Source organism: Amycolatopsis sp. NPDC051071 (assembly GCF_040682875.1).
Classification (GTDB): Bacteria; Actinomycetota; Actinomycetes; order Mycobacteriales; family Pseudonocardiaceae; genus Amycolatopsis.
In genome coordinates this window covers 1-23,075 of sequence record NZ_JBFBBY010000041.1, presented here as the reverse complement: position 1 = coordinate 23,075, position 23,075 = coordinate 1, and the positions used below count along the sequence as shown (strand labels likewise).

The following is a 23,075-nucleotide window of genomic DNA, read 5'->3' as shown; positions in this document are numbered from 1 at the left end:
CGAACTGTCGTACCGTCGTTTGAAGGAGTCGATGGGCGTGCGGCTCGACCAGCACCTCGGCGGTGGGGCGGCCCGCCTCGCAGACCGGATCCGCCCGGACTCCGACCCCATTGACAACCCGCGTGCATTGCGCGCCGGATGGCTGGAGGTGCAGTGCTGACCGACCGCGAAATCGACGTCGCCGTGCACGCAGGAGAGGTTGTGATCCGCCCCTTCAACTTCGCACGATCACGCCCCGCGAGCTATCTGCTGCGACTCGGTAACAGATTCATGCGCGCCTCAAGGGAAGGCGGTCCCATCAATCCGTTCCTCGAAGCGGACGTCAACGGTGCATTCGGTGACGCGTTCGAAGCACAGGCCCTTCGATTGGAGCCAGGGGACTTCGTCCTCGGCGCCACGGCAGAGGAGATCGGTCTGCCACCATGGTTCGTGGGGCGGATCACCGGCATGTCGCACCTGGGCAGGCTCGGACTGACCGTGCACGTCACCGCGGACACAATCAACCCAGGCTTCGGATATGACGCCCCGACAGCGATCACCCTGGAATTAGTGAACCACCATCCCCGGCCGCTAATCCTCCGGGCCGGGATGCCGATCTGCCACCTCCAACTCCACCGCCTCGCCGCAGAACCCGCACGGGCCTACCACAAGTCGGCGGTGCAGTACTCGGGGCCGAACCAGCCGACGGCGAGCCGCTACTGGGCCGAGTTCGGCGATGTCATGCCGTGACCGACCGCGCGAGCGATTTTGACGATCCTCGGCGAAGGGATGGCGACGCTGTGCTTGGTCCTCGTGGCCGCGCGTGCCGCTGTGCACGTCGCCCTTGTCACCACTAATCCGAGGTCGCTCCTCCACCCGCAGCCCAGGGGGCTGCACAGCAGTGCCTGTTGGCGCAGGGAGGTCCATCTGACCGTTGACACACATCCTGCGAGAGGTAACGCCGACACGGACCGAGATCGTGAACGAGGCACCACCGCAGGTCATGCCGGTATCCGTAGCCCGTTGAGCACAGTAGGACGAACGGAGACATAACGGAGCCCAGATCGACTGTTCGTTCAAGCAAATAAGATCCTAAACTCAGAGAAACAGCAGGTAAGAACCCTTGTAAGCCGCCACAGCTTTCGAGATCACCGCAGTCGAACCCGCTGGCTTTTAATCCGTAGGTTCTGGGTTCGAGCCCCAGGCGGCCCACTTTCTAGACATCCTCGCCTGCCAGCTGGGATGTCGATCTTTCGGTGAAATGCCGTCGGCGGAGAGCCGCAGCCACCGCGAATCGACGTCAGCATGGGCCTCATCGAACTCGCGAACCGCCAGTCCGTCGGGGTCACGGAAGACCAGAACCCAACCGATGATGCCACGCAGCTCGCCGGAGTTCTCGACACCGAGAACGTCGAGGTCGGTCGTACCGGCATGTCGGCGCTCGGTTGGGTATCAGCCGCGGGTCTCGATCGACAGGTCGCCGCTGTTGAACGCGCGGCCCCTGTCGCTGGCGAGCAGGTCGTGTGGGTAGCCGAGTTCGATCGTGCTGGCCTGGTCGAGGCGGGCCAGCTGGGCGGCGGTGAAGTCGACCTCCAGTGCGCCCAGATTGTCCTCCAGCTGCGCGGGGGTGCGCGCGCCGATGATCGGTGCCGTCACGCCCGGGTTCCGCAGGGTCCAGGCCAGTCCGACCTGGCCGGGTGGGCGGCCCATCTCCGTGGCGACCTCCTTCAGGATGTCCGCGATCGCGAGGTTGCGTTCGGTGACGTCGCCGTTGGCGATGTTGAAGCCCTTGCGGGTGCCGTCGGCGCCGACCTTCGCCGCGGTCAGGTCGTCACGGCTGTACTTGCCGGCGAGCACCCCGCCTGCCAGCGGTGAATACGGGATCACACCCAGCCCCAGCTCGCGTGCCATGGGGATCAGGTCCCGTTCCGCGGTGCGCTGGATCAGGTTGTATTCGACCTGCAGCGCGACCAGCGGCGACCAGCCGCGCAGGTCGGCGATCGCCTGCATACGCGACACCTGCCAGGCCGGGACGTTGGACATCGCCACGTACAGGATCTTGCCCTGGCGGACCAGGTCGTCCAGGCCGCGCAGGACCTCGTCGACCGACGTCGTGAAATCCCACACGTGCAGGTAGAGCAGATCGAGGTAGTCCGTGTTCAGCCGTCGCAGACTGGTTTCCACCGACGCGAACAAGGTCTTGCGGTGACTGCCCCCGGAATTCGGATCGCCCGGCCGGCTCAGCGTCGAGTATTTCGTTGCCAGCACCAGGCTCTCGCGGTTTTCGCGGGTGAATTCGCCCAGCAGGCGCTCGGAGCTGCCATTGGTGTAGGTGTTCGCGGTGTCGATGAAGTTGCCGCCGCGCTCGACGTAGAGGTCGAACAGCTTGCGCGCGTCGTCCTGCTCGGCGCCCCAGCCCCACTCGGTGCCGAAGGTCGCCGCGCCCAGCGCCAGCGGTGAGACCCGCAGCCCGGAGCGGCCCAGCAGCCGGTACGTGTCGAGGGTGAGCGACATCGTGGCCTCCTGTGCTTGTGATCGGTTGTCGAGAGCAAGACTGCGATCACCGCGAGCCGGGGATAAGGGAAAGAACTTCCTGGGAACGGCAGTCCTACCCTGCTGTAGAATCGAAGATCATGACCCGCACCGTGGACACGCCGCAGGAACTCGCCGCGTTCCTGCGGACCCGGCGCGAACGCCTGAACCCGCACGATTTCGGCCTGCCGTCGCGTCGGCAGTCCCGGCGCACGCCGGGCTTGCGCCGCGAAGAGGTCGCCGAACTGGCAGGCGTCAGCATCGACTACATCGTGCGGTTGGAACAGGCCCGTGGGCTGCGGCCCTCGGCGGACGTAGTGGAGGCGCTGGCGGGCGCTTTGCGCCTGGCCCCTGACGAACGCGCCTACCTGTTCGACCTGGCCCAGCAGCGCCCCCGCACCGCCGGCAAGCTCGCCACCACCGCGGCGGCGCCACTGGCACGGCTGGTCGCCGACCTGTCGCCGCTGCCCGCCATGCTGCTGAACCACCGCTACGACATCCTGGCCTGGAACGGCGAAGTGGCGAGGCTGCTCCTGGATTTCGACACCCTGCCACCGCCGCGGCGCAATTCGATGTGGCTGTGCCTGATGCATCCGGGAATGCGTGAGTTTTACGTCGATCGCGAACGCGTTGTGCGGGAGGCCGTCGCCCACCTGCGTGCCGCGTGGGCCGCGCATCCGGAGGATCAGGCGTTGACCGACCTCATCGCCGAATTCACTACGGGCGACGAGGAATTCGCGCACTGGTGGGCCGAGCGGGACGTCAAGGTCAAGGGCCGCGGACGCAAGGTGCTGCGGCATCCTGACGTCGGCACGATCGCGGTGGATTTCGAAACGCTTACGCCACTTCAAGATACGGACCAGCTGCTGGTGATCTACCGCGCCGCGGACGAGGAGAGCCAGTCGGCACTGGACCGGTTACGCCAACGGTGATGCCGAACCGTCTGTTCGCACACTGAGTCGAACCGCCGTTCCGGTATTTCTTGGAATCCCTGTCCAGGGCGAGGCCGATACACAGACTGTGTTGCCGGAGCTGATCCGGCGACCGACGAGCACGGCGACCTCAGTGATCGGATTTCCGCCGCGGCAGGGATCTGAACCCACAGGTGTACATCTGTCCGGACAGGCCGATGCCCCCCAACCGGGATACGGTTGAAGGGCACCGGGATCTTGGTGTCTTCGTCAGCGTCTTCGCTGCTCGAAGCACGATTTGGGCTTTGTCAGCCCTCAGACGGCGCGAACGCCGGTGGCCTGCAGGCCTTTGGCGCCCTGGGAGACCTCGAACTCGACGCGCTGGTTCTCGTCCAGGCTGCGGAAGCCGTGGCCGTCGATCTCCGAGTAGTGCACGAAAACGTCGGGGCCGTCTTCCTGGGAGAGGAAGCCGAAGCCCTTCTCCGAGTTGAACCATTTCACAATGCCCTGTGTCATATCTCTGATTTCCTCACTGGGGACTCGATAGGGGTGCCGCACCGTGCGGCCCCATGGCCGGGTGTCAGATCGCGACTTCTCCAGCTTGTCCTGCAAGGAAAGAAAGAAGCGCTCGCAACATCGTTTCCGCGAGCGTGATGAACACACGAACACAAAACTCTACGACCACCCCGTACAACCCGGACTGCGGCTGATTCGTTCCCCACGACGCGGCGATGTATCGCACGCCACTCTCCCGGGCAAGGTTGTCGTGAGTGTTCTGGGTCGTTCTAACGAAGGGTGTTTAGGACTCCTTGAGCACCACCAGTCACCACGGCGGCGCGTGAAGGACCCCTTCCCTCGGCTCAGCCGAGGAAACTCGACCTTCACACCTTGCCCAGTACAGGAAGGCCCCCTTCCTGTACCTAGGCGCAAGGAAGGGGGCCTTCCTGTACTTCACGCGAGCAACGCCGCAGGTGACGTGTAAGTGCTCAAGAGCGGGTTCGCTCTAACGACCCAAATCACTCACGACCACGGGCCGCCTATCGTGAGGTCATGGCCAGCACCGACGCGTCCGTTCCTCGTGACCGCCGCCACGCGTCCTGCGTCTCGACGACGTGCGGGTTCCCCGGCCCGGTCCGGGACAGGTCGCCATCGATGTGGCGTACGCGGGCGCCAACTTCGCGGAGGTCCTTTACCGGCAAGGCGTGGTGGACGTGCCACTGCCGTTCGTGCCCGGCATCGAGGTCTCCGGCCGGATCCGTTCCCTCGGCGACGGGGTCGAGGGACTGACGGTGGGCCTGCCGGTCGCCGCGGCGCTCCCGTCCAACAGCACGACAGCGTTCCTCGTACTCGACAGGGTGGCCAGGATCGAACCGGGCGAGAGCGTGCTCGTGCACGCCGCGGCGGGCGGGGTGGGCAGCCAGCTCGGCCAGGTCGCCCGGCTCCTCGGTGCCGGCCGCGTCGTCGGCACGGTCGGCAGCGAGGCCAAGATCGAGACAGCGAAGGGCTTCGGCTACGACGAAGTCATCCTGCGTGACCGGCTCGCCGACGCCGGCCGGTTCGACGTCGTGGTGGACATGGTCGGCGGACCGGCTCGCCGCGCGAGCCTCGACCGGCTGGCTCCCATGGGGCGTCTGGTCGTGATGGGCAACGCCTCGGGCGCCGAGGACGTCGGTATCCCGGCGAACGAACTGTGGTTCACCAACAAGACGGTCTCCGGGTTCAATCTGGCCGCCTTCGCCGCGGGTTATCCCGCCGACGTGCACAGTGCCCTGCGCCGCGCGGTCGCGGCGGCCGCGAGCGGAAAGCTGCGGGTAAACGTCGATTCCCTCCCGCTGGACCAGGCCGCGGAAGCACACCGCCGGATCGAATCCGGTACCACGACCGGCAAGCTGGTGCTCGAAGTCGAAACGGTGTGACCCGCGGCCCGGACCGGTCAGCGCAGGGTGCGGAAGAAGCCCCGGATATCCGAGGCCATCAGCTCCGGTTCCAGGTGGGCGGCGTAGTGGCCACCGGGGGCGTCGTGGATATGCCACTGGGTGATGTTCTTGTGGTCGCGGTCCGCGAAGCGCCGGACGCCGCTGAAGTCACCCGCGAAACCGGCAAGGCCGAGGGGGAAGGTGCTCGGCTCGGCTGGTGTGTCGTCGGCCTTGGCGTCCTCGTGGTAGAAGCGGATCGCGGAGCCCGCGGTGTTGGTGAGCCAGTAGATCGCGGTGTTGGTCAGCACGAAGTCATCGTCGAGCCGCCGTCCTCCCATGGCTTCGTCGTCCATCAGCTGCATGTTCCAGCCGAGCAGTCCGGCCGGCGTGTCGGCCAGCGCGTGCGCGAGCGTCTGCGGCTGCTGCGACTGGAGCTGGTTGAACGAGAACTTCGCCGCCATGAACCACTGCAGCTGCTCCATCTGGGCAAGGTCCTGTTCGGACATACCGGCGAACTCCGACGGATCACCGGAGGGGAACGAGAACAGCTGCGTGACGTGCACGCCGACGACGCGCTCGCCCGCGTGTGCCGCCAGTCGCGGGGAAATCATGGAACCGGCGTCGTTGCCGTGCGCGCCATAGCGTTCGTAACCCAGGCGGGACATCAGCTCCGCCCATGCCGCGGCGGTGCGCGCGCTGCCCCAGCCGGTGTCGGTGGCCCGCCCGGAAAAGCCGAACCCCGGCAGGGACGGGATCACCAGATGGAACGCGTCTTCCGGATTGCCTCCGAACGCGACGGGATCGGTCAGCGGGCCGACCAGGTCGAGGAATTCCACGATGGATCCCGGCCAGCCGTGGGTGAGGATCAGCGGCAGCGCCGACGGCTCCGCGGACCGTACGTGCAGGAAGTGGATGTTCTGCCCGTCGATGGTGGTGGTGAACTGCGGGTACTGGTTGATCCGTGCTTCCTGCGCCCGCCAGTCGAAGCCCGATCGCCAGTACTCGACCAGCCGGCGCACGTCGTCGAGATCGACCCCGTATCCGGTGTCCGGTGCCCGGTCGGTCCATCTGGTCCTGACCAGCCGGTCGCGGAGGTCCACGAGGTCGGATTCGGGAATCTCGATCCGGAAGGGCCGGATCTCGGTGTTGTTCGGCATGGTGGTGATCCTGCGGTTCCCGGCGGTTTCGGCGACAGTGCGTCAGCGCACCGATCGACCGGCAAAGTGCCCGGCCATCCGTTGACAGATCACGCCATCGGCCTGTGCAATATGGGTGTTCATCGAGGTCATGGGGGCGCAGTGCGGAGCAGGCCTCGGTTCGTCGCGTCGTTGCTGATCATCACGCTGGCCGCCTGGTTCGTGGCTCGCAGCGGGTTTGTCTTCTCCGGCGACTACGGACCGTCAGCGGTCGGTGGCTGGCCTGCCGTGGTCGCGGTCGTGGCGATCGGCGGCGTCGTGGCGTTGCTGTACTTGATCGCTGTACGAGCACTGTCGCCGCGCGCGACCGCCTTCGTGGTGGTCGTCCAAGCGTTGCTGGTCTTCGCCCCGTACTTCGTGGCGGGCCCGGTGTGGGGCCCGGTCGCGGGCGGGGTCGTCGCCTCGATCCTGTTCGTCGCGCCACGTCGTGTCTCCTGGCCGCTCTCCGTGCTCGCGATCGCACTGGACATCGGGCTGAGCGCGGTTTTCCAGGACCCCGGGGTGGACGTGCTCGCCCTCGCCGGCAGGTTGGTGATCGACGTCCTGGTCGGGTTGACGCTGTTCGGCGTGATGTTGCTGACAGACCTGACCAGGCGCGTGAGAGCCGAGAAGACCGCGCACACGACGCTCGCGGTGACCACGGAACGTCTTCACAACGCCGAGTGCTTGCGTACCGAACTGAGCACCGACCTGTCGGCCGTGCTCCGGCTGAGCAGGTGCGGGGTGGAGGACGAAGAAGCGCGGGCGAGGCTGGCCGAAATCACCGCGCACGCTCGTCGTGCGGCGTACACCGCGCGGTCGATCATCGACACGCGACGAGAGATCCCCCGGCAGGTGCCCGCACACGGCTTCCCGCGGGCGACCGTGATCTCGCCCCGGCTGGCCTGGCTGTTCACCCTGGTCACGACGACCGTCGGCGGTGTCCTGCTGGTGCTCGTCAATCTCGGCTTCTTCGTCAAGCCGAGTGCCGGCGGGTGGGTGCTCGCGGTGCTGCTGCTCGTCGTGTCGGCGGCCCTGCAGATGTACCACGGCGCTCCGCGGGCGGGTGACCGCGAGCCTCGTTGGTGGCCGTGGACGCTCTCGTTCCATCTGGTGACCTTGATGGTCGTGGTGGCGTTCACCGGCCCGCAGTTCGCTCCCGCGATCATGCTGGCCGCCGGGGCGGTGCTGTACCGGTGCCGCGCGCCGTGGTCGCTGGGGATCGTGGTGCTCGTGCTGGTGGAGCTGCAGTGGGTTCTGCCACCGGCGGCCACCCTCGGGGACCGTGTCTACCTGGTCGCGAGTCTCACCGGCAGCCTGATCCAGGTCTACGCCTACTGTCACCTGCCCGATGTGGCACGTGCGCTCGTCGATGCCCGCGACGAGCACGCCCGGCTGGCGGTGGTCCGGGAACGGCTGCGGGTCACGCGGGACGTGCACGACCTGCTGGGGTTCAGCATCACGGCGATCGGCCTCAAGGGTGAACTGATCACGCGGCTGATCGACACCGATCCCGCCAGGGCACGCCATGAGATCGGAGAGCTGCGGCGGCTCGCCGAACGCGGGCTCGCGGAAGTCCGCGCGGTGGCCGAGGGAGACCTGGAACTCAATCTGGAGGTGGAACTCCGGGCCGCCCGCGCACTGTTCGACGCGGCCGGGATCCAGGCCGAGAGCACGCTGGACGCTCCCGTTCTGCCGGCAGAGATCGACAGGCTGTTGGCCACGGTGGTGCGGGAAGGGGCGACCAACGTCATCCGGCACGCCGCCGCGACCGCGTGCCGGATTTCGCTGTCGGCAGAGGAGGGAACGGTGGAGCTGCGCCTGATCAACGATGGTCGCCCGGTCTCCTCGGCTCCCGGCCGCGCCGGAACGGGACTGGCCAGCCTCGGTGCCCGGATCTCGGCGGCGGGCGGGCGTTTCGCGGCAGGGGCCGACGGCGATCATTTCGTGCTCACCGCGCGGATTCCCTTGCGGGAGAAGCTATATCCAGCCGGACTCGGCCGCGATCCGGATCGCGTCGACCCGGTTCTTCGCGTCCAGCTTGGTGACCGCTGAGGCCAGGTAATTGCGAACGGTGCCGTAGGACAGGTACAGCTTGGCGGCGATCTCACGCGGTGTCGCGCCGGCGGCGGTGAGCCGGAGCACGTCGGACTCCCGCTCGGTCAGCGGGCTGACGGACGAACCCAAGGTCGCGTAGGCGAGCTGCGGATCGATCACCTGCCCGCCGGCGGCCACGACGCGAATCGCCTCGAACACCTCACGTGACCCGGAATCCTTGAGCATGAACCCGGCCACCCCCGCCTCCACCCCGCGTCGCAGGTTGGCAGGCCTTCCCACGCCGGTCAACACCAAGATCCGGCAGGTGGGCAGGGTTTGCCGCAGCCGGGTCGCGGCGTCGAGTCCGTCGAGTCCTGGCATCTCGATGTCGATCACGGCCACGTCGGGCCGGTACCGCAACGCCGCCGGGACGATGGTGTCGCCGCGATCCACCGTCGCGACGACGTCGATGTCGTCCTCGAACCCCAGCAGCTCGGCCAGTGCTTCCCGGAGCACGCGCACGTCTTCGGCCAGCAGCACCCTGATCACCTCTGCGCCCCTCTCGTCGCCGCCAGCCTAGGCCGGGCACCGACCCGGTCGCGAAGATCCGGGACGCTCCACCTGTGGCCGCTGACTCGCCGTCTCACGGAAGACCGGTCTTCGCACGCGATCGGGTGGAACTCGGCGATTCACCGGTGTGACGGCGATAGATCCGCCGGAAGGCGGCCGGATCGGCGTACCCGACCGCGGTGGCGACCGCGTCGACAGGCTGCCGGGTGGTGGTGAGCAGCTGTGTGGCAGCGCTGACGCGGAGGCGGTGCACGAACTCGATCGGCGAGACACCCAGGCATTCCCGGGTTCGCCGGGTGAGGGTCCTGGGGGAGATCGACGCGGCGCCGGCGAGCTCGCCGAGGGTGAGCCGGCGGTCGAGGTTGGCGTGGACGTGCTCCTCGACCGCACGGAGGGCGGGATCGGCCGACCGCAGATGCTCCAGCACCATGTAGCGCGACTGCGACAGGCGGGCATCGAGCAGCAGGTAGCGCGCGGTGTCCTCGGCCAGTTCCGGGCCGCCGAGGCGAGCGACCAGTGCCAGCATCAGGTCGGCGTGGGCGAACGCCGTTCCCGCCGTGAGCACGGTTCCGCTGTCGACGACCATGCGGTCGCTCAGCAGGGTGACGTCCGGGAACCGCCGGGCGAACAGCGGCGCCAGCCACCACGTCGTCGTCGCTCGCCGCTTCGACAGCAGACCCGACGCGGCGAGGACGAACGTCGCCGAGCAAGACGCCGCCACTGTCGCTCCGTTCGCCGCGGCACCCAGGATCAGTTCGACCGCTCGCGCGCCGCCCGGGCCGGTGAGGAGCCGGTCGACGCCGGTCTCGGTGGACGCGGACGGTCCTGGGATCACCAGGATGTCACCGGGGCCGAAGTCCTCGGACGCGGCAGGTTCGCCGTCGACCGAGATCGTCCGTCCGGCTCCGGAGCGGACCGGCAGGCCGTCCGTCGACACGACACGCTGCCGGAAGACCCGGTTGCCGTCGCCGGTGATCTTCGCGGCCGTGTCCGTGACGTCGATCCCGACGCCGAGCCCGCCTTCCAGCACGCCGTCGAGGGCGAGGTGAGTGATCACCTGGCGAGATTAGACCGAAGTGTGTCGTTCCGGCCAATGGCGGCCCCGCTGGATCGTCGGGCAGGGTTCGACCATGCGACAGCGTTCCCTGGACGACCCGCTCGACGACTTCGCGGCCCGGTCGATCACCCTCGACGGCGAGACACGCACGGTGTACGTGAGCGGCGAGGGGCCGGCGGTCATCATCATGGCCGAGATGCCCGGTATCAGCCCGGACGTGGCCCGGTTCAGCAGATGGGTTCGCGACGCCGGTTTCGCGGTTTACCTGCCCTCGCTGTTCGGTCGCGACGGTGCTTATCCCAGTGCCGACGAAGGGCGCGCCGTGGTCAAGCGTGCTTGTGTGAGTGCCGAGTTCCGGGCTTTCGGCGGTAACGTCTCCAGCCCCGTCACGCGGTGGCTGCGCTCACTTGCCGGACTCGCCCACGCCGAACGCGGCGGCCCCGGCGTCGGCGCGCTGGGGATGTGCTTCACCGGCAACTTCGCGCTCACCATGATGCTCGAATCCTCAGTGCTGGCCCCGGTGTTGTGCCAGCCGTCCCTTCCGCTCGACGATCAGGGTGCGCTGGAGATCTCGGCCCCGGAACTCGCCGCCGTGCGGGAGCGCCTCGACCGCGAAGACCTCGTCGTCCGCGCCTACCGGTTCGATACCGACCGATTCTGTACCGCGCAGCGCTTCGCGGCCTACAAGGAAAGTCTCGGCGAGCGGTTCGAAGCGCGCGTTTTGCCTGGCACAGCAGCGAATCCGGCCCCGCCGCCCTTCTTCGAGAAGTTCGTCGACAGCCCGCACAGTGTCGTCACCGCCCACCTGATCGACGCTGACGGTGAACCCACTGTCCAGGCACGCGACGAAATTCTCGAATTCTTCACCGACAAGCTCACCGAGGAAGATCAACCTTCGCGGGCGAACCGGTAGCGCACTACGGTGGTGCCACGGCGTGACCAGGCTGTACTCAGTGCCGCGAGCCGCGTCGCGAGCCGCATGAACAGTGGGTAGCCTGCGACTTCGGGCGCGCGGGAGAGCAGGATCTCCTCGACGAGGGTGAGGTCGGGGTTCCACCGCTCCGGTGCGTGGGGGTCGTCGAAACCGGGGTTGGCGACGGCGTCGGCGATGGAGTTCGTGCCCTTGTAGTGCTTGAGCGCCCAGACATGAAAGCGCGTGTAGCCGTTGAAGGCGATTTCGCCTTCGGGGAAGTGTGCGGTGAGCCCGCGCAACGCGGCCGTCAGCGCCGGCTGGGCGAGGAACGCCACCAGACCGTCGGCGACGATGACCGCGGGGCGGTCGGTGGGCAGTTCGTCGATCCAGCTCAGGTCGGCCACGTCGGCGGCGACGAAGTGGGCGTTTGCAGGTTGCGGCAACAGTTTGCGGCGCGCGGCGATGACCTTGGGCAGATCGACGTCGTACCAGTCCACAGTGGACGGAGGGTCGACGCGGATCATCCTGCTGTCAAGGCCGGCACCGAGGTCGACCACGACCGAGTTCGGGTGGACGGCGATGAAGTCCCGCACCACGCCGTCCAGTTTCTTGGCACGCAGGGCAATGTCGCGCATGCCGGTCTTCGCGTGCGGGTAGTCGGCGGTGTTCGTCCCGGTCCGTTCGACGATCTCCGACGCGGTGGTGTCGTGGAGGATCGAGTGCTCCTGCCTGCTGTCGAGTGCCCGGCCGCACAAGGTCAGGAACAGGCTGGCCTCGGCAGGGGTGAAGGTCGGTGACGTGGTTGCCATCAAGCACCTCCGTTTCCAAATCAGTGAACCTCAACGTACACCCAATTATGGGTTTGAGCTGCGAGGACTCTGGTAAGTTGCAATGACTGAAGGGAATGCAACGGAGGTGTTGTGATGCCGGGAAGCCGGTTGACCCACGAGGACCGCCGTCGGATCGCCGGTTGGCTCGCCGACGGTCTGCCCTACTCGGAGATGGCCAGGCGGCTCGACCGTCCGACATCGACGGTCACCAGGGAGGTCGACCGGAACGGCGGTCCGGAGCGCTACCGCGCCGACGAGGCCGCCGCCGCGACCCGGCAGCGCGCCGGCCGTCTCGGGAAGCCGTCCCCGAGACCGGCCGCGCTACGGGGTTTCGAGGAACGGTTCACCGAGATGATGGTGCGGACCGGATTGCCGAGGATGCCCGCGCGGGTGCTCGCGAGCCTGCTCACGAGCGACGACGCGCGGCTGCCCGCCGCCGACCTGGTGCGACGGCTGGGGGTGAGCCCGGCGTCGGTGTCCAAATCGGTCGCCTATCTCGCGGACCTGCGGTTGATCCGCCGCGAACGCGACACTTCCGGCCGCCGGGAGTACTACGCCGTCGACGATGACGCCTGGCACCAAGCCTGCCGTCGCCAGGTCGAGGTGTGCCATCTGTGGGCCGGCGCGGCGATGGAGGGGGCCGAGGTACTGGACGGCTCCGCGGCGGCGACCCGGCTTTCCGCTATGAGCACGTACTTCGACCACGTCGGCCATGACCTCGCGGATGCCGCCGAACGCTGGCGCGGTGTCTTATCACGTGAGTTCCGCCTTTAAGCACGCGAGTTGCGCCTTCAAGCACGCGAGTTCCGCCTTTAAGCACGCGAGTTCCGCCTTTAAGCACGCGAGTTCCGCGAGTCTGACCGCCCACTAGCCGGGAAAGCGGACGCCGGTGAGTTCTTCGGAGGTTTCCCACAGACGAGTTTGCCGCTCGACGTCGTGTGAGCGGGCACTGGAGCGGACCGGGACCGGATGGCCCTGGATTTCGAACAGGCCGGCGGGGCCGAAGTAGTCGCCGCCGTCGGCATCCGGGTCGGTGGCGGCACGGAGGGTGGGCAAGGCACCCATGGCGGGAGTGCGGCCGAACAAGCGGGCGATGGCGAGGTTCGGGAGCCGGAAGGCGGCGGGCGAGTAGCGGAAGACCTCGGTGCTCGCGCCGCCGGGATGGGCGGCGGTGGCCACGGCCCGGGTGTCGGCGAGGCGGCGATCCAACTCGTAAGTGAACAAGAGGTTGGCCAGTTTCGACTTGGCGTAAGCGTTTCCGGTCGGGGCGGCGGGGTCGTCGGGGTCGATGCTGCCGAAGCGGTGGCCGATGCTGCTGACGGTGACGACGCGTCCGGCTGGAGCGGCGAGAATGCGGTCGGCCAGCAGGCCCGTGAGGGCGAAATGCCCGAGATGGTTGACGCCGAACTGCATTTCGAAGCCGTCGGTCGTATGGCCGGGTAATCCGGTGACGCCGGCGTTGTTGATCAGCAGGTCGACGCGGTTGTGTCGGTCCCGGATCGTCTCCGCCGCGTCGCGGACCGACTTCAGCGAGGCCAGGTCGAGTTCGACGATCTCGGTTTTGGCCCCGGCCGCCCGCAGGTGGATCCGGTCGGCCGCGTCCTTGGCCTTGGCCGGGTCGCGGCAGGCGAGCACGACGGTCGCGCCGTGCTCGGCCAGTGCTCTTGCCGTCTCGATACCGAGTCCGGTATTGGCGCCGGTGACGACGGCGACGCGGCCGCTCTGGTCGGGGATTTCGGTCTCGGTCCACACACGCACTGCTCTGCTCCTAACATGAACGACTGGTTCAGGGCTAAAGTGAACCAGTCGTTCATGTTCACCGCAAGGGAGGCCGACGGCAGGATGACCGGACAACCCAGGCGGCGCGCCGACGCGCTGCGCAATCGAGAGGCGATCCTCACGGCCGCACGCGGGCTGGTGATCAGTCGCGGGCCCGTCATCGGGATGGACGAGATCGCCGCGGCCGCGGGTGTCGCGGTGGGGACGCTCTACCGGCATTTCCCGACGAAAAAGGACCTGCTCGACGGCATCGTCACCGAGGCGGGCGCCGTGATCGGCGACTCGCTTGACGAGGCACTCGCCAGGGTCGGCGACGGCTCGGCCTCGGCGCTGGACGAGATCGCCGCGCTACTGCGGGCGGTGGTGATCGACATGCGACAGGAGCGTCTGCTCAGGTTCGCGGTCGCCGGACTCGCGGATGAGCCGTTCCGTGAGATCCAAGAACGGGGGCGCGCCGCGGTGGAACTGCTGGTCGCGAGGGCACACGCGGACGGCTCGCTCTACCCCGACGTCACCGTCGACGACATCATTCTGTTGCTGTCCACCTCGCCCGACGACACGGTCTCGCACGACGGGCAGCTCCGATGGCTCGCACTGGCGCGACGGGCGCTCAGTCCGCTTCCGGAGCCGTCGGCAACTACTGAGGGGTAAGGCAAACGTGGCGTTTCAGCTGGTCTCGGGCTTGTCTGTGAAGGATTTGGGACACTCGATGTCCCAAATCCTTCATGGACAAGGTGAGCGGCTTATCCCTCAACTAGCAGAGCCGGATTTCACTGACCGACGGCACGTAGCCCTGGCGCCATTCGCCGAATCCCGAGCCGGCGAGCACCGACTTGCATGATCCGTCGAAATCGTTGTTCCAGATCAGCCGCACGCGATAAAGGAACTTGCAGTTGTTCATGATCTCGGCATGGGACCGGTACCCGGTCACCGTCCAGTCATCCCACTGCTTCAACGAAAAGCACGACGGCGCGGCTTCCGCGGGTGCGAAACCGGCGCTCTCGGCGGCGACGGCGTCGGTAGCCGTGGCCAGTGTCGTCACACTGAGGGTGCCCAGCGCCGCGACGAGCGCGGCCGCCCACCTCCGGTGCTTGCTCATGAGTAACTTCCCTTCAATCGTCCATGGAATGTATTCAGCAAAGCCGCAGTTCCGAAACGGAAGGGTGCGGGCCGATACGCCCTTCCTTCCAGGACCCGCCCGACTGGAGGATTCGGCAATCGCCGTCTCGCGCCCACGACCAGATCATGCGCACGTTGAAGGTCTGGACGGTCCTGAAAGGCCTTGTCCAATAAAATCACCTCGCGAGGCGCTCTCTCGTTGCCGAGCCGGACGTGCAAGTCGAACAAATCGCAAGGATGCCGAGGGACACATACGTAATGCGGTTCGATCGTCGCTCGAAAACGCAACGCGATTTCATGCCGGTCGCCTTGGTTCAAAGTGAGGGGTAGTTTGAGGGCCAGCCCGAACCGGTCGGAAGACTCCTTCCGGCGACTGGTGAGTATCCCGCCATGAAAGACGTCGACGTCGCGGTCGTCCTTCCGTGCCCGAGAGCGAGGCGAAGGCGGCGCCGTCAGGGTCAACGCGAGATCGAGTTCGGTGAGGTCGTCGGTGTCTGCCACCACCCGGCGGAATTCGAAGGCCTCCGGCATCGGCCGGTCAGCGGCCAGCGCGACCCGCAACTCCTCGGTGTGCCACTGGTGTTCTCTGCGCGTTGTCACGGAATCCGTTGCCAGCGCGCTGATCGCGAGTTCGGCGAGCTGGGTGATGCCGACATCGATCCGACGACGCGCTGTCCGGTCGTCGCGATCGATTCTGGCGGCCGCCCAATGCACCCGATCCTGGTAGAACGGCATCCGTGCGTCCGGTGCCAACCCGAACGCGGCCAGGACGACCGTCCGTAGATCGTCGGGCAATTCGGTGCTCAGTATCGTCAGCCGTTCCGAAATCTTACGGCGAGTCTCGGTGGCGTTGTCTTCGACGGCGAGCCGGCATATCGCGCGGAGTGCGGGGCCCACCCGCTCGGCGAGCTGAGGCATGGCCACCCCGCGCCCTTTGCGCAGTATCTTCAGTTCACTGACCAGATCGCCCGTGCTGACGTCCACAGAATCTCCCCGTCCCTCGCGTGAGCGTGTAATCCTGGCCAGTCGGGCAGTGCGTTGTCCAGTTGATCATCGCGAAAGATGTCCGAGTGCGGAGAACTACTGACGCGTTTCTTTCCGGCTGGAAACAGGAAACACTTGCCGCGAGTCGGCAAGGGGTGGAATTCTTGGGAAGTAACCACTGAAACCGCGGTCCAACGGCAAAGAATCGGACAGATCCCTTGATTCGGTCGTGTCGGTCGTGAATTCAGCTGGTCGCCGTCGGTTGGCGCGGGTATGAGGGGGTGCGCCAACCGGCGCGGCGATGTCGAGACGGCGCCGGACTCGCCGTCCGAGGCCCGCGGCAGGGAGATCGCCCCGAGGGGCGGCAGGGTCGCGACACTGACGGCGTCCGAAGCCGTTCAGCGGCCGCATGGCTTCGCACCGCCACCCGTACCCCGTCGACTCGGTCAAACGTCGCGTCGATGACGTTACCGGGCAGAAGGACCCGCCCGGCCGGATCACGGCAAGCGGTCAGTGGTCGCCGCGGCAGTCGTGGCGTCGGCAGCGCCGCCGACGCCACGATCGTGGTCAGGACCCTCCGCGCGGCGTGCTTCCTGCGTCCCGGCACGCTCGTACCAGCGAGAGTGATATTTGACACAGTACTTTTTTCGTGTCTTCAAGGACGTGAGCACTTTTCGGCTAGGTGCCTTTGACCAGTGGAACTGTCGGGACTGGGTGGGCATAGAGTAGGATCGGTTTCACCCACTCGCGGTGTGCGTCGCGTGCACCTTGGCGGCGCCTGCGAGAATGGGACCAGAGATCGGGGCATCGAATGCGCTCCGACTCACTATGAAGAGCAGGTAAAAGTATGGCTCAGGGCAGCGTGAAGTGGTTTAACGGCGAAAAGGGCTTCGGCTTCATCGCGCAGGACGACGGCGGACCGGACGTGTTCGTGCACTACTCGGAAATCCAGGGGAACGGCTTCAAGTCCCTGGACGAAGGGCAGCGCGTGGAGTTCGAGATCGGCCAGGGCCAGAAGGGCCCGCAGGCCCAGCGCGTCACCGCCATCTGACGTTTCTCCACACCGAAGGCCCCTGCCCGTACCGGGTGGGGGCCTTCGGGCGTTCTGGGGCGTATTGAAGTGGCTGTCGAAGTCGTGGTCGAGATCACCTACGCGTACTGCGACAAGCCGCCGAACGAGCGGCAGGGGTCGTGGCAGGCCGCCAGGTCCCGTCAGACGGGGCAGGGTCAGACGGGGCAGGGTCAGACGGGGCAGGGTGCCGCCGCGGCGGCACCCTGCCTGTGGCCCGGGGCGAATCCCCTCACTCGCGCCAGCGGTTGTTGAGGAAGGCGTCGTCCTCGTCGTCCACCTCGGCCGCACGCGGGCGACGCGTCCGCCGGGGACTCTCCTGCGCCGGACGGCCGGGCGTCGCGGGAGGGGACTGGTCAGCCGGTTCCGTGCCCGGGAGTTCGACCGGCTCGTCGAACGTCGACCCCGTATCCGGCCGGTCGGTGCTCCATCCGGACTTCGTCTTGCGTTTCCCCAGCTCCCGGCGATGCTCGACGTAGCGCTGGGCGGTCTGGACCTGCTTGGTCATGAACTCCTGCGCGCGGGCCTTGCTCTCGTCGGCCCGTTGTTCCCGCAGGGCACGGCGGTCGCGCTGCTCGCGGACGAGGCCGTCCAAGGTCGCCTTCATACTTGCGGTTTCGTCGGCGCTCATGCGTTCTCCCTGCCGCCGGTCACCGCTTACGGGTGGCCGGCAGCTCCTCGTCGTCCAGTAGGGAACCGGTGATCCGGCCGGTGGGCTCGTTGAGCTGATCGAATACTTCGCCTTCGATGCGGTACGCCCGGTTGCCGCGTTCCTGATCGCCGCCGCCACCGCCGCCCGCGCCGCCGCCACCCATCCCGCCCATCGGGGGCATCGCGCCGCCACCCATCGACTGGCCGGGGGCCCCGCCCATCGCCGCGGCCGTGGGAGCGGACGCCGGTTGGGCAGGCTGCGGCTGGTGTGTCCCGGCACCGGTGTGGGCACCGTCGGTCAAGGACGAGGATTCCCCGACCGCGCTGGGCGCCGAATCGACGTTCAAGGGGGTGGCGATCCCACTGGCACCGCCGGTGTGGCCGCCGCCACCACCACCACTGCCGCCGCTGCCACCACCGTCACCGGGGCCGCTGTCTCCTCCGCCGAGGCCAGGGCCAGGGCCGCCGGTGTCCATGATGTGCGGGGCCGGCGGCTGGCGGAGGTCGTTGGGCTTCAGGTCGGAAGTGGGGGAGACCGGGTAGGTCGCCTTGTCCTTGGGCGAGTCCTCGTCGCCGAGGGTGTACGTGGTCGGCTTGCCGGTGCCGTCGTCGACGGTGACGACCGTCGGGCCGTTCGGGCCGTCAGGACGTTCGGCGGTGATGTTCAGATCGCCGTCCTTGATGTGGATCTTGCCGTCCGCGCCGGGGCGGTGGACGTCGTCGTCGCCCTGCTTGCCGTCGGGGGCGGCGCCCAGACCGGTCTTGTCGCCGTCCGCGGGCCAGTCGAGCTTGAAGTCCTTGGCAGGCCCGGAACCGTCGCCGACCTTGATGTCCATCTTGCCGTCCTTGTCCGGCTCGGACATCTCGAAGGTCTTGTCACCCTGCTTGACCTTGAGGACTTCACGTTCGTCGTCGTCTTTGTCTTTACCGTCTTCGCCCGGCTTGTCGCCGGTCAGCTTGTCGCCGTCCTCGCCGGGTTTGTCGTCACCGAGCTTGTCGCCGATGGACGGCTTGTCGCCGCCGCCGCCGGGTAGGTCGCCGCCTACCTTGTCCAGTGCTTCGGCAGCCTGCTTCTTCGCGTCTTCCATGGCCTTGTCGGCGGCCGCCTTGGCGTCGGAGTTCTCGGAACCCGGGGTGTCACCGAGGCCGGAGCCGCCGCTGGAACCACCGCCGGTGCCGCCACCCAGACCGCCACCCACGCCGCCGCCGGAACCCGAATCGCCACCGAGGCCGGACCCGCCGGTGGGACCATCGCCGAGTTTGCCCAGCGCTTCGGACGCCTGCTTCTTCGCCGCTTCGGCGGCAGCGGCCATTTCACTCTTCTTCGCCTCGGCTGCCGCTTTTTCCTGGTCTTCGCCAGAGTTCGACGGCGTCGTGTCGCCCTTGCCCGGACCGTCGAGGCCACCGCCGCCGGAGCCGCCGCCCGAAGGCCCGTTCAGGTCCGGCAGCTTCGGAGGCGGGCCGGAGCCGCCCGAGCCACTGCCGGAACCACTGCCGGAACCGCTGCCGGAACCGCTGCCGGAACCGGAGCCCGAACCGCCGGTGCCCTGACCTTCGGTGCCGCCCGAGCCGCCTTCGGGGATCGGCGGGACGTTGGGTACGCCGCCACCGGAACCACCCGACCCGCTACCGGAGCCTGAACCGCTACCGGAGCCACCGCCAGAACCCGAGCCGGAACCGCCGCCGGAGCCCGAACCGCTGCCGGAGCCCGAACCGCTGCCCGAACCACCGCCCGAGCCCGAGCCGCTGCCCGAGCCGCCGGAGCCGTCACCGGGGCCGCCCTGCCCGCTGCCGCCCTTACCGACACCCTCGCCGTCACCGGGGCCGCCCTGGCCGCCGGTACCCGAACCGCCGCCGGGACCGCCGCCCTTGCCGCCGCCGGGGCCACCCGCGCCACCCGCGCCGCCTTTGCCGTCGCCGCCCTTGCCGTCCTTGCCCGCGCCTTCGAACTCGTTCTTGACCTTGCCCATCACCTTGTCGAGTTCGTCATACGCCTTGTTGACGTGCTCCTTGGTGTCCGAGCAGGTTTTGGTGAAACCCTCGTAGATCTCGTTCCACATCTCCGGGTTGAACTGCCGCTGCACCCACTGCTTGGCGAGGTTCTGGCCCGCTTTCTTGAACTCGTCGTCGTCGCAGCAGCCGTCGTCGTTCAACGATTCGACCAGGTTGGAACCGAAGTTGACGTCCATCCAGCCCGCGATCGCGGCCAGGTCTTCCTTGCCGCTCTTCTCACCACTGGCGATGGCGACGACCTTCTGTGCCATCGCGAAGTCCGCGCGGCCCACCAGGTCCCTGTGCAGTTTGACGACCGTGTCAGCCTTGTCCTTGCACAGGTCGAAAACCGTCTTGGTGGTGTGCAGCGTCGCTTCGCTCGCGGTTTCGAGGGTCTGGGAGAGCTTGTTCGCCTTCGGCAGGATCTTCTCGTTGTAATTGTCCGAAGCCGCGTCCGCGCCCTTGCCGGTCCAGCTCTGGAACAGGCCGCCCAGCTCGGAACCGGTGTCCTTCACGGTCCGCTCGACGGTGGTCGAGCCGGTCTTGAAGTGGGCGGCATCGTCGACGAAGTTCTTGAAGTTGATGCCGCGCTGCTCGTCGAAGGGTTTCTTGATGTCCTTGTCGAAGTCGAGCGCGCGGGTGTTCCCCCGGCAGTCGTCCGGGAGCTTCGCCAGCAGGGAACCGAAGGTCTGGAACACTTTGAGCGCCGGCGCGGCGGCGTCGAACAGCTCGTCGGACGTCTTGGTCCCGCCGCCGTCGGCCGCGGGCTCCTTGGCGCCGTCGAGTTTCTTGTCGCCGTCCTTGACGGCTTTCGATTCTTCGCGCTGGTTGTAGCTCGCCTGGTCGCCGGAGTTCTTCGCCGAGGCGTAGACCTTGTCGACGTCCTCGCTGGAGAGCAGCGGGTTGGCGTTGAAGGACTTCGCGTACTTCTCCGCTTCCTTCCGCTTCTGCTTGATCTCCTCCGGCTCCTGGTCCGCCCACGGCGGCGGGGCCGGATGCGTCCGCATCCAGCTGCTGATGAGCAGGGTCTTCTTGTCAGGCGGCACGCTCGGGTTGTCGAGGACGGCCTTGACGTCGGTCCAGGTCGCGGCCATCAGAGGTTTCCTGCCTTGTTGATGGCGTCTTTTTGCTCGTCTTCGTTGGTGCCGTAGGCGGTGCCCGCGCTACCGAGGTTCGTGCCGAAGGAGCCGAGCTGGGTGCTGTAGCCGTTGATCGAGTCCCACAGCGCTTTCACGCCGGCGGTGTACTTCCCCGCGTGGTCGCCGTGGGCCTGGCCGAAACCGGCCGCGTTCACCGGTGTGCTCGACAGATCCGGATTGTCTTCGAGCAACTGCTCCGTGAGCTTGCCGATTTTCTTCGAAGCCGACGACAATGCTTCGGTCGCCGCGGTGTAGCCCCCGCTCATTTCAGCCTCTCGTCAGATACGCCGGTCTTGCCGCCGAGCGCCTCGGCGAGCACTTCGGTCACCGAAGCGATGTCGGTGAACCGGTCGAGCTGGTCCAGTTCAATGGACACGTCGTAATAGATCTCCAGCGCCGACAACAACTTGATCCGGCCCTTGGAGTCGATGCCCAGCTCCTCGAGCGGCGCGTCGTGTTCGATGACGGCGGGGTCGAGCCGGAAAGTCTCACTGACGACTTTCACGACGTCGGCGCGGTGATCAACCATCGGCCCGACTATAACGTGATTTAGTGGCGGACCGGGCTATCTTGCCGCTGGAGGTACGCGGCAACTCGCCGGGCGCGACGAGGCGTACCGAGCGCAAGGTGAGGTCGTATTCGCGTGACACGGCCTGTAGGACGGCCCTGGTGACCTCTTTCCGGTGACCGGCGGCATCCTTTGCCCATTCGGCCACGACCACTGCCCCTTCGCCTTTCTCGTCCGTCACCCCGAAGGCGGCGACCCGGTCGCGGCGGACGTCCGGATGGGCCGCGCCCGCCACCGCTTCGATGTCCTGCGGGTGGAAGTTGCGGCCGTCGATGACGATGAGGTCCTTGAGCCTGCCGGTGATGTAAAGGTCGCCGCGGTGGAAGAGGCCGAGGTCGCCGGTACGCAGCCACCCGCCGACGCCGTCGAGTTCGGCGTCGAACGCGTCCGCGTCGCCGCGCCCCCAATACCCGGTCGCGACGTTCGGGCCATGGATCCAGATCTCCCCGGCCAATCCTTCGGGCCGCGCCACGCCGTCGCGGACGATTCGCACCCGCTGCCCGAGCGGGCGGCCGACCGAGACGAGCTCCACGCCGTCCGGTACCTCGATCGCCTTGCCCTGCGCGAGGGCTTCGCGGTCGAACGTCGCACCCCGCGGTCCCTCCGCGTCCGCGCTCGCGACGTACACCGTCGCTTCGGCGAGGCCGTAGGACGGGCGGTGGGCCTCGGGCCGGAACCCGAGTGGCCCGAAGACCTCCTGGAATCGCGCGACCGTGCCCGGCCGGATCGGCTCACTGCCGTTGAGCGCGACGCGCACGCCGGACAGGTCGAGTCCGTCCCCGGCCTGTGCGGCGGCGTCGGCGGCCAGGTCGAACGCGAAGTTGGGTGCGGCGGTGAACACGGACGGGTGATCCGCCAGCTGACGCAGCCAGCGGGCGGGCCGGTGCACGAACTCGGCGGGTGCCATGAACACCGACCGCGCGCCGGCGAAGACGGGAAGGCACAGCAGCTGGATCAGACCCATGTCGTGGAAGAACGGGATCCAGCCGGCGCAGGTCGTGCCTTCGTCGACGGCGTAGGCACGGCCCGCCTGCCAGCAGGCCGCGGCGATCGCCCGGTGCGGGATCACCGCACCGGCCGGTTCGCGCGTCGACCCGGACGTGTACTGCAGGTAGGCGGGGCTTTCGGGGGCGACCGGCAGTGGATCGGCGCCGGGGCCGGAAAGTTCGTCGACCACCACGAGCCGTTCGGGTGTCCCGGCTTCGCGGGTTTTCGCGGCCGCCGCCGACGACGTCAGCCAGACCCGCGCGCCGCAGTCCGCCAGCACACCGGCGAGCCTGCTTCGCTGGGCGTGGCTGCCCGGCGCCATCAACGGCACCGCCACCAGACCGGCGGCGAGGGCGCCGAAGAACGCGAGGGGGTAGTTCAGGTCCTGACCGGTGAGCACGGCGGCGCGATCACCCGGTTCGGCTACCCGGCGCAGCTCCCCGGCGACCTGCCTCACCCGGCTGACGAAATCCGCCCAGGTGACGGTGTGCTCCACGCCGTTGCCGTGGTCCTGGTGCGTGAACAGCGGCCGCGGGTCATCCGCGCGGGCGAACAACCGGTCGACGATCGAGGTGCGCAACACCTCTTCCGGGACGTCCGATGGCAACGCTGTCATATTCGGCAACCTACTGGAGCCAGGTGAACGGCGATCCCGTGGTCGCGCGTGAAGGACTCCTTCCCTCGGCTCAGCCGAGGGAAGGGGGCCTTCACGCGCAACCGCAGTACATGAAGGCCCCCTTCCTGTACCTAGGCGCAAGGAAGGGGGCCTTCCTGTACCTCAGGCGAGCACACGGGCGCCGGTACCGAGCGGGTCGGGGGGGGGGGGTGGGTTTGGGGGGGGGGGTGGGGGGCGACTAAACAACCGCG

General features: G+C 67.6%; 22 protein-coding genes. 8 read left to right on the top strand and 14 right to left on the bottom strand.

Annotated features, from left to right (window positions below; genetic code table 11):
- Positions 1 to 153 precede the first annotated feature (153 nt).
- Entirely contained in the window at positions 154 to 729 is a 576-nt protein-coding gene (gene dcd, locus AB0M65_RS16090) for a dCTP deaminase (RefSeq protein ID WP_364027698.1), read from the top strand.
- A gap of 702 nt (positions 730 to 1,431) precedes the next feature.
- Here the strand turns inward: dcd and AB0M65_RS16085 are convergent.
- Complete coding sequence (locus tag AB0M65_RS16085; RefSeq protein ID WP_364027695.1) at positions 1,432 to 2,493, bottom strand: aldo/keto reductase; 1,062 nt, start codon at positions 2,491 to 2,493, stop codon at positions 1,432 to 1,434.
- A gap of 116 nt (positions 2,494 to 2,609) precedes the next feature.
- On the opposite strand from AB0M65_RS16085, the gene AB0M65_RS16080 reads away from it, so the two are divergent.
- Complete coding sequence (locus AB0M65_RS16080; protein WP_364027770.1) at positions 2,610 to 3,443, top strand: helix-turn-helix transcriptional regulator; 834 nt, start codon at positions 2,610 to 2,612, stop codon at positions 3,441 to 3,443.
- A 294-nt stretch (positions 3,444 to 3,737) separates the two neighbouring features.
- On the opposite strand, the gene AB0M65_RS16075 is transcribed toward AB0M65_RS16080, so the two are convergent.
- On the bottom strand, positions 3,738 to 3,938 hold the full coding sequence (locus tag AB0M65_RS16075; RefSeq protein WP_364027692.1) for a cold-shock protein: 201 nt from the start codon (positions 3,936 to 3,938) through the stop codon (positions 3,738 to 3,740).
- A gap of 596 nt (positions 3,939 to 4,534) precedes the next feature.
- Between AB0M65_RS16075 and AB0M65_RS16070 the strand changes: the two genes are divergently transcribed.
- Positions 4,535 to 5,338 (top strand): zinc-binding dehydrogenase, encoded by an 804-nt coding sequence (locus AB0M65_RS16070; RefSeq protein ID WP_364027689.1) that lies wholly within the window; start codon positions 4,535 to 4,537, stop codon positions 5,336 to 5,338.
- Between the two features lie 17 nt (positions 5,339 to 5,355).
- Here the strand turns inward: AB0M65_RS16070 and AB0M65_RS16065 are convergent, their stop codons facing one another.
- Complete coding sequence (locus tag AB0M65_RS16065) at positions 5,356 to 6,495, bottom strand: epoxide hydrolase family protein (RefSeq protein ID WP_364027686.1); 1,140 nt, start codon at positions 6,493 to 6,495, stop codon at positions 5,356 to 5,358.
- A gap of 141 nt (positions 6,496 to 6,636) precedes the next feature.
- Between AB0M65_RS16065 and AB0M65_RS16060 the strand changes: the two genes are divergently transcribed.
- Positions 6,637 to 8,568 carry a histidine kinase gene (locus AB0M65_RS16060; RefSeq protein WP_364027683.1) on the top strand — a complete coding sequence of 644 codons (1,932 nt, stop codon included), beginning with the start codon at positions 6,637 to 6,639 and terminating at the stop codon, positions 8,566 to 8,568.
- Here the strand turns inward: AB0M65_RS16060 and AB0M65_RS16055 are convergent.
- Both AB0M65_RS16055 and AB0M65_RS16050 read right to left on the bottom strand, forming a co-directional pair.
- Positions 8,494 to 9,099: a response regulator transcription factor gene (locus tag AB0M65_RS16055; RefSeq protein WP_364027680.1), complete on the bottom strand. Its 606-nt coding sequence runs from the start codon at positions 9,097 to 9,099 to the stop codon at positions 8,494 to 8,496. The two genes, AB0M65_RS16060 and AB0M65_RS16055, sit on opposite strands and share 75 nt — an antisense overlap.
- 94 nt (positions 9,100 to 9,193) lie before the next feature.
- The gene (locus AB0M65_RS16050) at positions 9,194 to 10,177 is read right to left on the bottom strand and encodes a helix-turn-helix domain-containing protein (protein ID WP_364027677.1); all 984 of its coding nucleotides are present in this window, start codon (positions 10,175 to 10,177) and stop codon (positions 9,194 to 9,196) included.
- 73 nt (positions 10,178 to 10,250) lie between these two features.
- Here AB0M65_RS16050 and AB0M65_RS16045 point away from each other — a divergent pair, with 73 nt between their 5' ends.
- The gene (locus AB0M65_RS16045; protein ID WP_364027674.1) at positions 10,251 to 11,090 is read left to right on the top strand and encodes a dienelactone hydrolase family protein; all 840 of its coding nucleotides are present in this window, start codon (positions 10,251 to 10,253) and stop codon (positions 11,088 to 11,090) included.
- Here AB0M65_RS16045 and AB0M65_RS16040 read toward each other — a convergent pair.
- The gene (locus AB0M65_RS16040; RefSeq protein ID WP_364027671.1) at positions 11,066 to 11,899 is read right to left on the bottom strand and encodes a class I SAM-dependent methyltransferase; all 834 of its coding nucleotides are present in this window, start codon (positions 11,897 to 11,899) and stop codon (positions 11,066 to 11,068) included. The two genes, AB0M65_RS16045 and AB0M65_RS16040, sit on opposite strands and share 25 nt — an antisense overlap.
- A gap of 114 nt (positions 11,900 to 12,013) precedes the next feature.
- Between AB0M65_RS16040 and AB0M65_RS16035 the strand changes: the two genes are divergently transcribed.
- Positions 12,014 to 12,694, top strand: a complete 681-nt coding sequence (locus AB0M65_RS16035) for a helix-turn-helix domain-containing protein (RefSeq protein ID WP_364027669.1) — start codon at positions 12,014 to 12,016, stop codon at positions 12,692 to 12,694.
- 93 nt (positions 12,695 to 12,787) lie between these two features.
- Here AB0M65_RS16035 and AB0M65_RS16030 read toward each other — a convergent pair whose 3' ends face one another.
- Positions 12,788 to 13,678 (bottom strand): oxidoreductase, encoded by an 891-nt coding sequence (locus tag AB0M65_RS16030; RefSeq protein WP_364027666.1) that lies wholly within the window; start codon positions 13,676 to 13,678, stop codon positions 12,788 to 12,790.
- A 15-nt stretch (positions 13,679 to 13,693) separates the two neighbouring features.
- Here AB0M65_RS16030 and AB0M65_RS16025 point away from each other — a divergent pair, with 15 nt between their 5' ends.
- Entirely contained in the window at positions 13,694 to 14,350 is a 657-nt protein-coding gene (locus AB0M65_RS16025) for a TetR/AcrR family transcriptional regulator (RefSeq protein WP_364027663.1), read from the top strand.
- Between the two features lie 103 nt (positions 14,351 to 14,453).
- On the opposite strand, the gene AB0M65_RS16020 is transcribed toward AB0M65_RS16025, so the two are convergent.
- Together AB0M65_RS16020 and AB0M65_RS16015 are read right to left on the bottom strand one after the other, a co-directional pair.
- Complete coding sequence (locus tag AB0M65_RS16020; protein WP_364027660.1) at positions 14,454 to 14,798, bottom strand: hypothetical protein; 345 nt, start codon at positions 14,796 to 14,798, stop codon at positions 14,454 to 14,456.
- The gene (locus tag AB0M65_RS16015) at positions 14,795 to 15,802 is read right to left on the bottom strand and encodes a hypothetical protein (RefSeq protein ID WP_364027657.1); all 1,008 of its coding nucleotides are present in this window, start codon (positions 15,800 to 15,802) and stop codon (positions 14,795 to 14,797) included. Before AB0M65_RS16015 ends, AB0M65_RS16020 begins: the two co-directional genes overlap by 4 nt.
- A gap of 847 nt (positions 15,803 to 16,649) precedes the next feature.
- Here AB0M65_RS16015 and AB0M65_RS16010 point away from each other — a divergent pair.
- Positions 16,650 to 16,853 carry a cold-shock protein gene (locus tag AB0M65_RS16010; protein ID WP_364027654.1) on the top strand — a complete coding sequence of 68 codons (204 nt, stop codon included), beginning with the start codon at positions 16,650 to 16,652 and terminating at the stop codon, positions 16,851 to 16,853.
- A 250-nt stretch (positions 16,854 to 17,103) separates the two neighbouring features.
- Here the strand turns inward: AB0M65_RS16010 and AB0M65_RS16005 are convergent, their stop codons facing one another.
- Genes AB0M65_RS16005 through AB0M65_RS15985 form a run of 5 tightly spaced genes read right to left on the bottom strand, consistent with a single transcriptional unit; the run spans position 17,104 to position 22,824 of the window.
- A complete protein-coding gene (locus AB0M65_RS16005; RefSeq protein ID WP_364027651.1) occupies positions 17,104 to 17,502 on the bottom strand; it encodes a hypothetical protein in 399 nt (132 codons plus the stop codon).
- A gap of 19 nt (positions 17,503 to 17,521) precedes the next feature.
- Complete coding sequence (locus tag AB0M65_RS16000) at positions 17,522 to 20,608, bottom strand: WXG100 family type VII secretion target (RefSeq protein ID WP_364027648.1); 3,087 nt, start codon at positions 20,606 to 20,608, stop codon at positions 17,522 to 17,524.
- A complete protein-coding gene (locus tag AB0M65_RS15995) occupies positions 20,608 to 20,919 on the bottom strand; it encodes a hypothetical protein (protein WP_364027645.1) in 312 nt (103 codons plus the stop codon). The genes AB0M65_RS16000 and AB0M65_RS15995 overlap by 1 nt, the downstream gene beginning before the upstream one ends.
- The gene (locus tag AB0M65_RS15990) at positions 20,916 to 21,182 is read right to left on the bottom strand and encodes an acyl carrier protein (RefSeq protein ID WP_364027642.1); all 267 of its coding nucleotides are present in this window, start codon (positions 21,180 to 21,182) and stop codon (positions 20,916 to 20,918) included. Before AB0M65_RS15990 ends, AB0M65_RS15995 begins: the two co-directional genes overlap by 4 nt.
- Positions 21,175 to 22,824, bottom strand: coding sequence for a fatty acyl-AMP ligase (locus AB0M65_RS15985; protein ID WP_364027639.1), 1,650 nt, complete (start codon positions 22,822 to 22,824; stop codon positions 21,175 to 21,177). The genes AB0M65_RS15990 and AB0M65_RS15985 overlap by 8 nt, the downstream gene beginning before the upstream one ends.
- Positions 22,825 to 23,075: the final 251 nt, after the last annotated feature.

Excerpts from the sequence above, each read along its gene's own strand:
- AB0M65_RS16005 (WP_364027651.1), bottom strand. The coding sequence starts at position 17,502 with ATGAGCGCCGACGAAACCGCAAGTATGAAGGCGACCTTGGACGGCCTC.
- AB0M65_RS16035 (WP_364027669.1), top strand. The coding sequence starts at position 12,014 with ATGCCGGGAAGCCGGTTGACCCACGAGGACCGCCGTCGGATCGCCGGT.
- AB0M65_RS16010 (WP_364027654.1), top strand. The coding sequence starts at position 16,650 with ATGGCTCAGGGCAGCGTGAAGTGGTTTAACGGCGAAAAGGGCTTCGGC.
- AB0M65_RS16040 (WP_364027671.1), bottom strand. The coding sequence starts at position 11,899 with ATGGCAACCACGTCACCGACCTTCACCCCTGCCGAGGCCAGCCTGTTC.
- AB0M65_RS16025 (WP_364027663.1), top strand. The coding sequence starts at position 13,694 with ATGAACGACTGGTTCAGGGCTAAAGTGAACCAGTCGTTCATGTTCACC.
- AB0M65_RS16020 (WP_364027660.1), bottom strand. The coding sequence starts at position 14,798 with ATGAGCAAGCACCGGAGGTGGGCGGCCGCGCTCGTCGCGGCGCTGGGC.
- AB0M65_RS16085 (WP_364027695.1), bottom strand. The coding sequence starts at position 2,493 with ATGTCGCTCACCCTCGACACGTACCGGCTGCTGGGCCGCTCCGGGCTG.
- AB0M65_RS16075 (WP_364027692.1), bottom strand. The coding sequence starts at position 3,938 with ATGACACAGGGCATTGTGAAATGGTTCAACTCGGAGAAGGGCTTCGGC.
- AB0M65_RS15995 (WP_364027645.1), bottom strand. The coding sequence starts at position 20,919 with ATGAGCGGGGGCTACACCGCGGCGACCGAAGCATTGTCGTCGGCTTCG.
- AB0M65_RS15990 (WP_364027642.1), bottom strand. The coding sequence starts at position 21,182 with ATGGTTGATCACCGCGCCGACGTCGTGAAAGTCGTCAGTGAGACTTTC.
- AB0M65_RS16000 (WP_364027648.1), bottom strand. The coding sequence starts at position 20,608 with ATGGCCGCGACCTGGACCGACGTCAAGGCCGTCCTCGACAACCCGAGC.
- AB0M65_RS15985 (WP_364027639.1), bottom strand. The coding sequence starts at position 22,824 with ATGACAGCGTTGCCATCGGACGTCCCGGAAGAGGTGTTGCGCACCTCG.
- AB0M65_RS16045 (WP_364027674.1), top strand. The coding sequence starts at position 10,251 with ATGCGACAGCGTTCCCTGGACGACCCGCTCGACGACTTCGCGGCCCGG.
- AB0M65_RS16065 (WP_364027686.1), bottom strand. The coding sequence starts at position 6,495 with ATGCCGAACAACACCGAGATCCGGCCCTTCCGGATCGAGATTCCCGAA.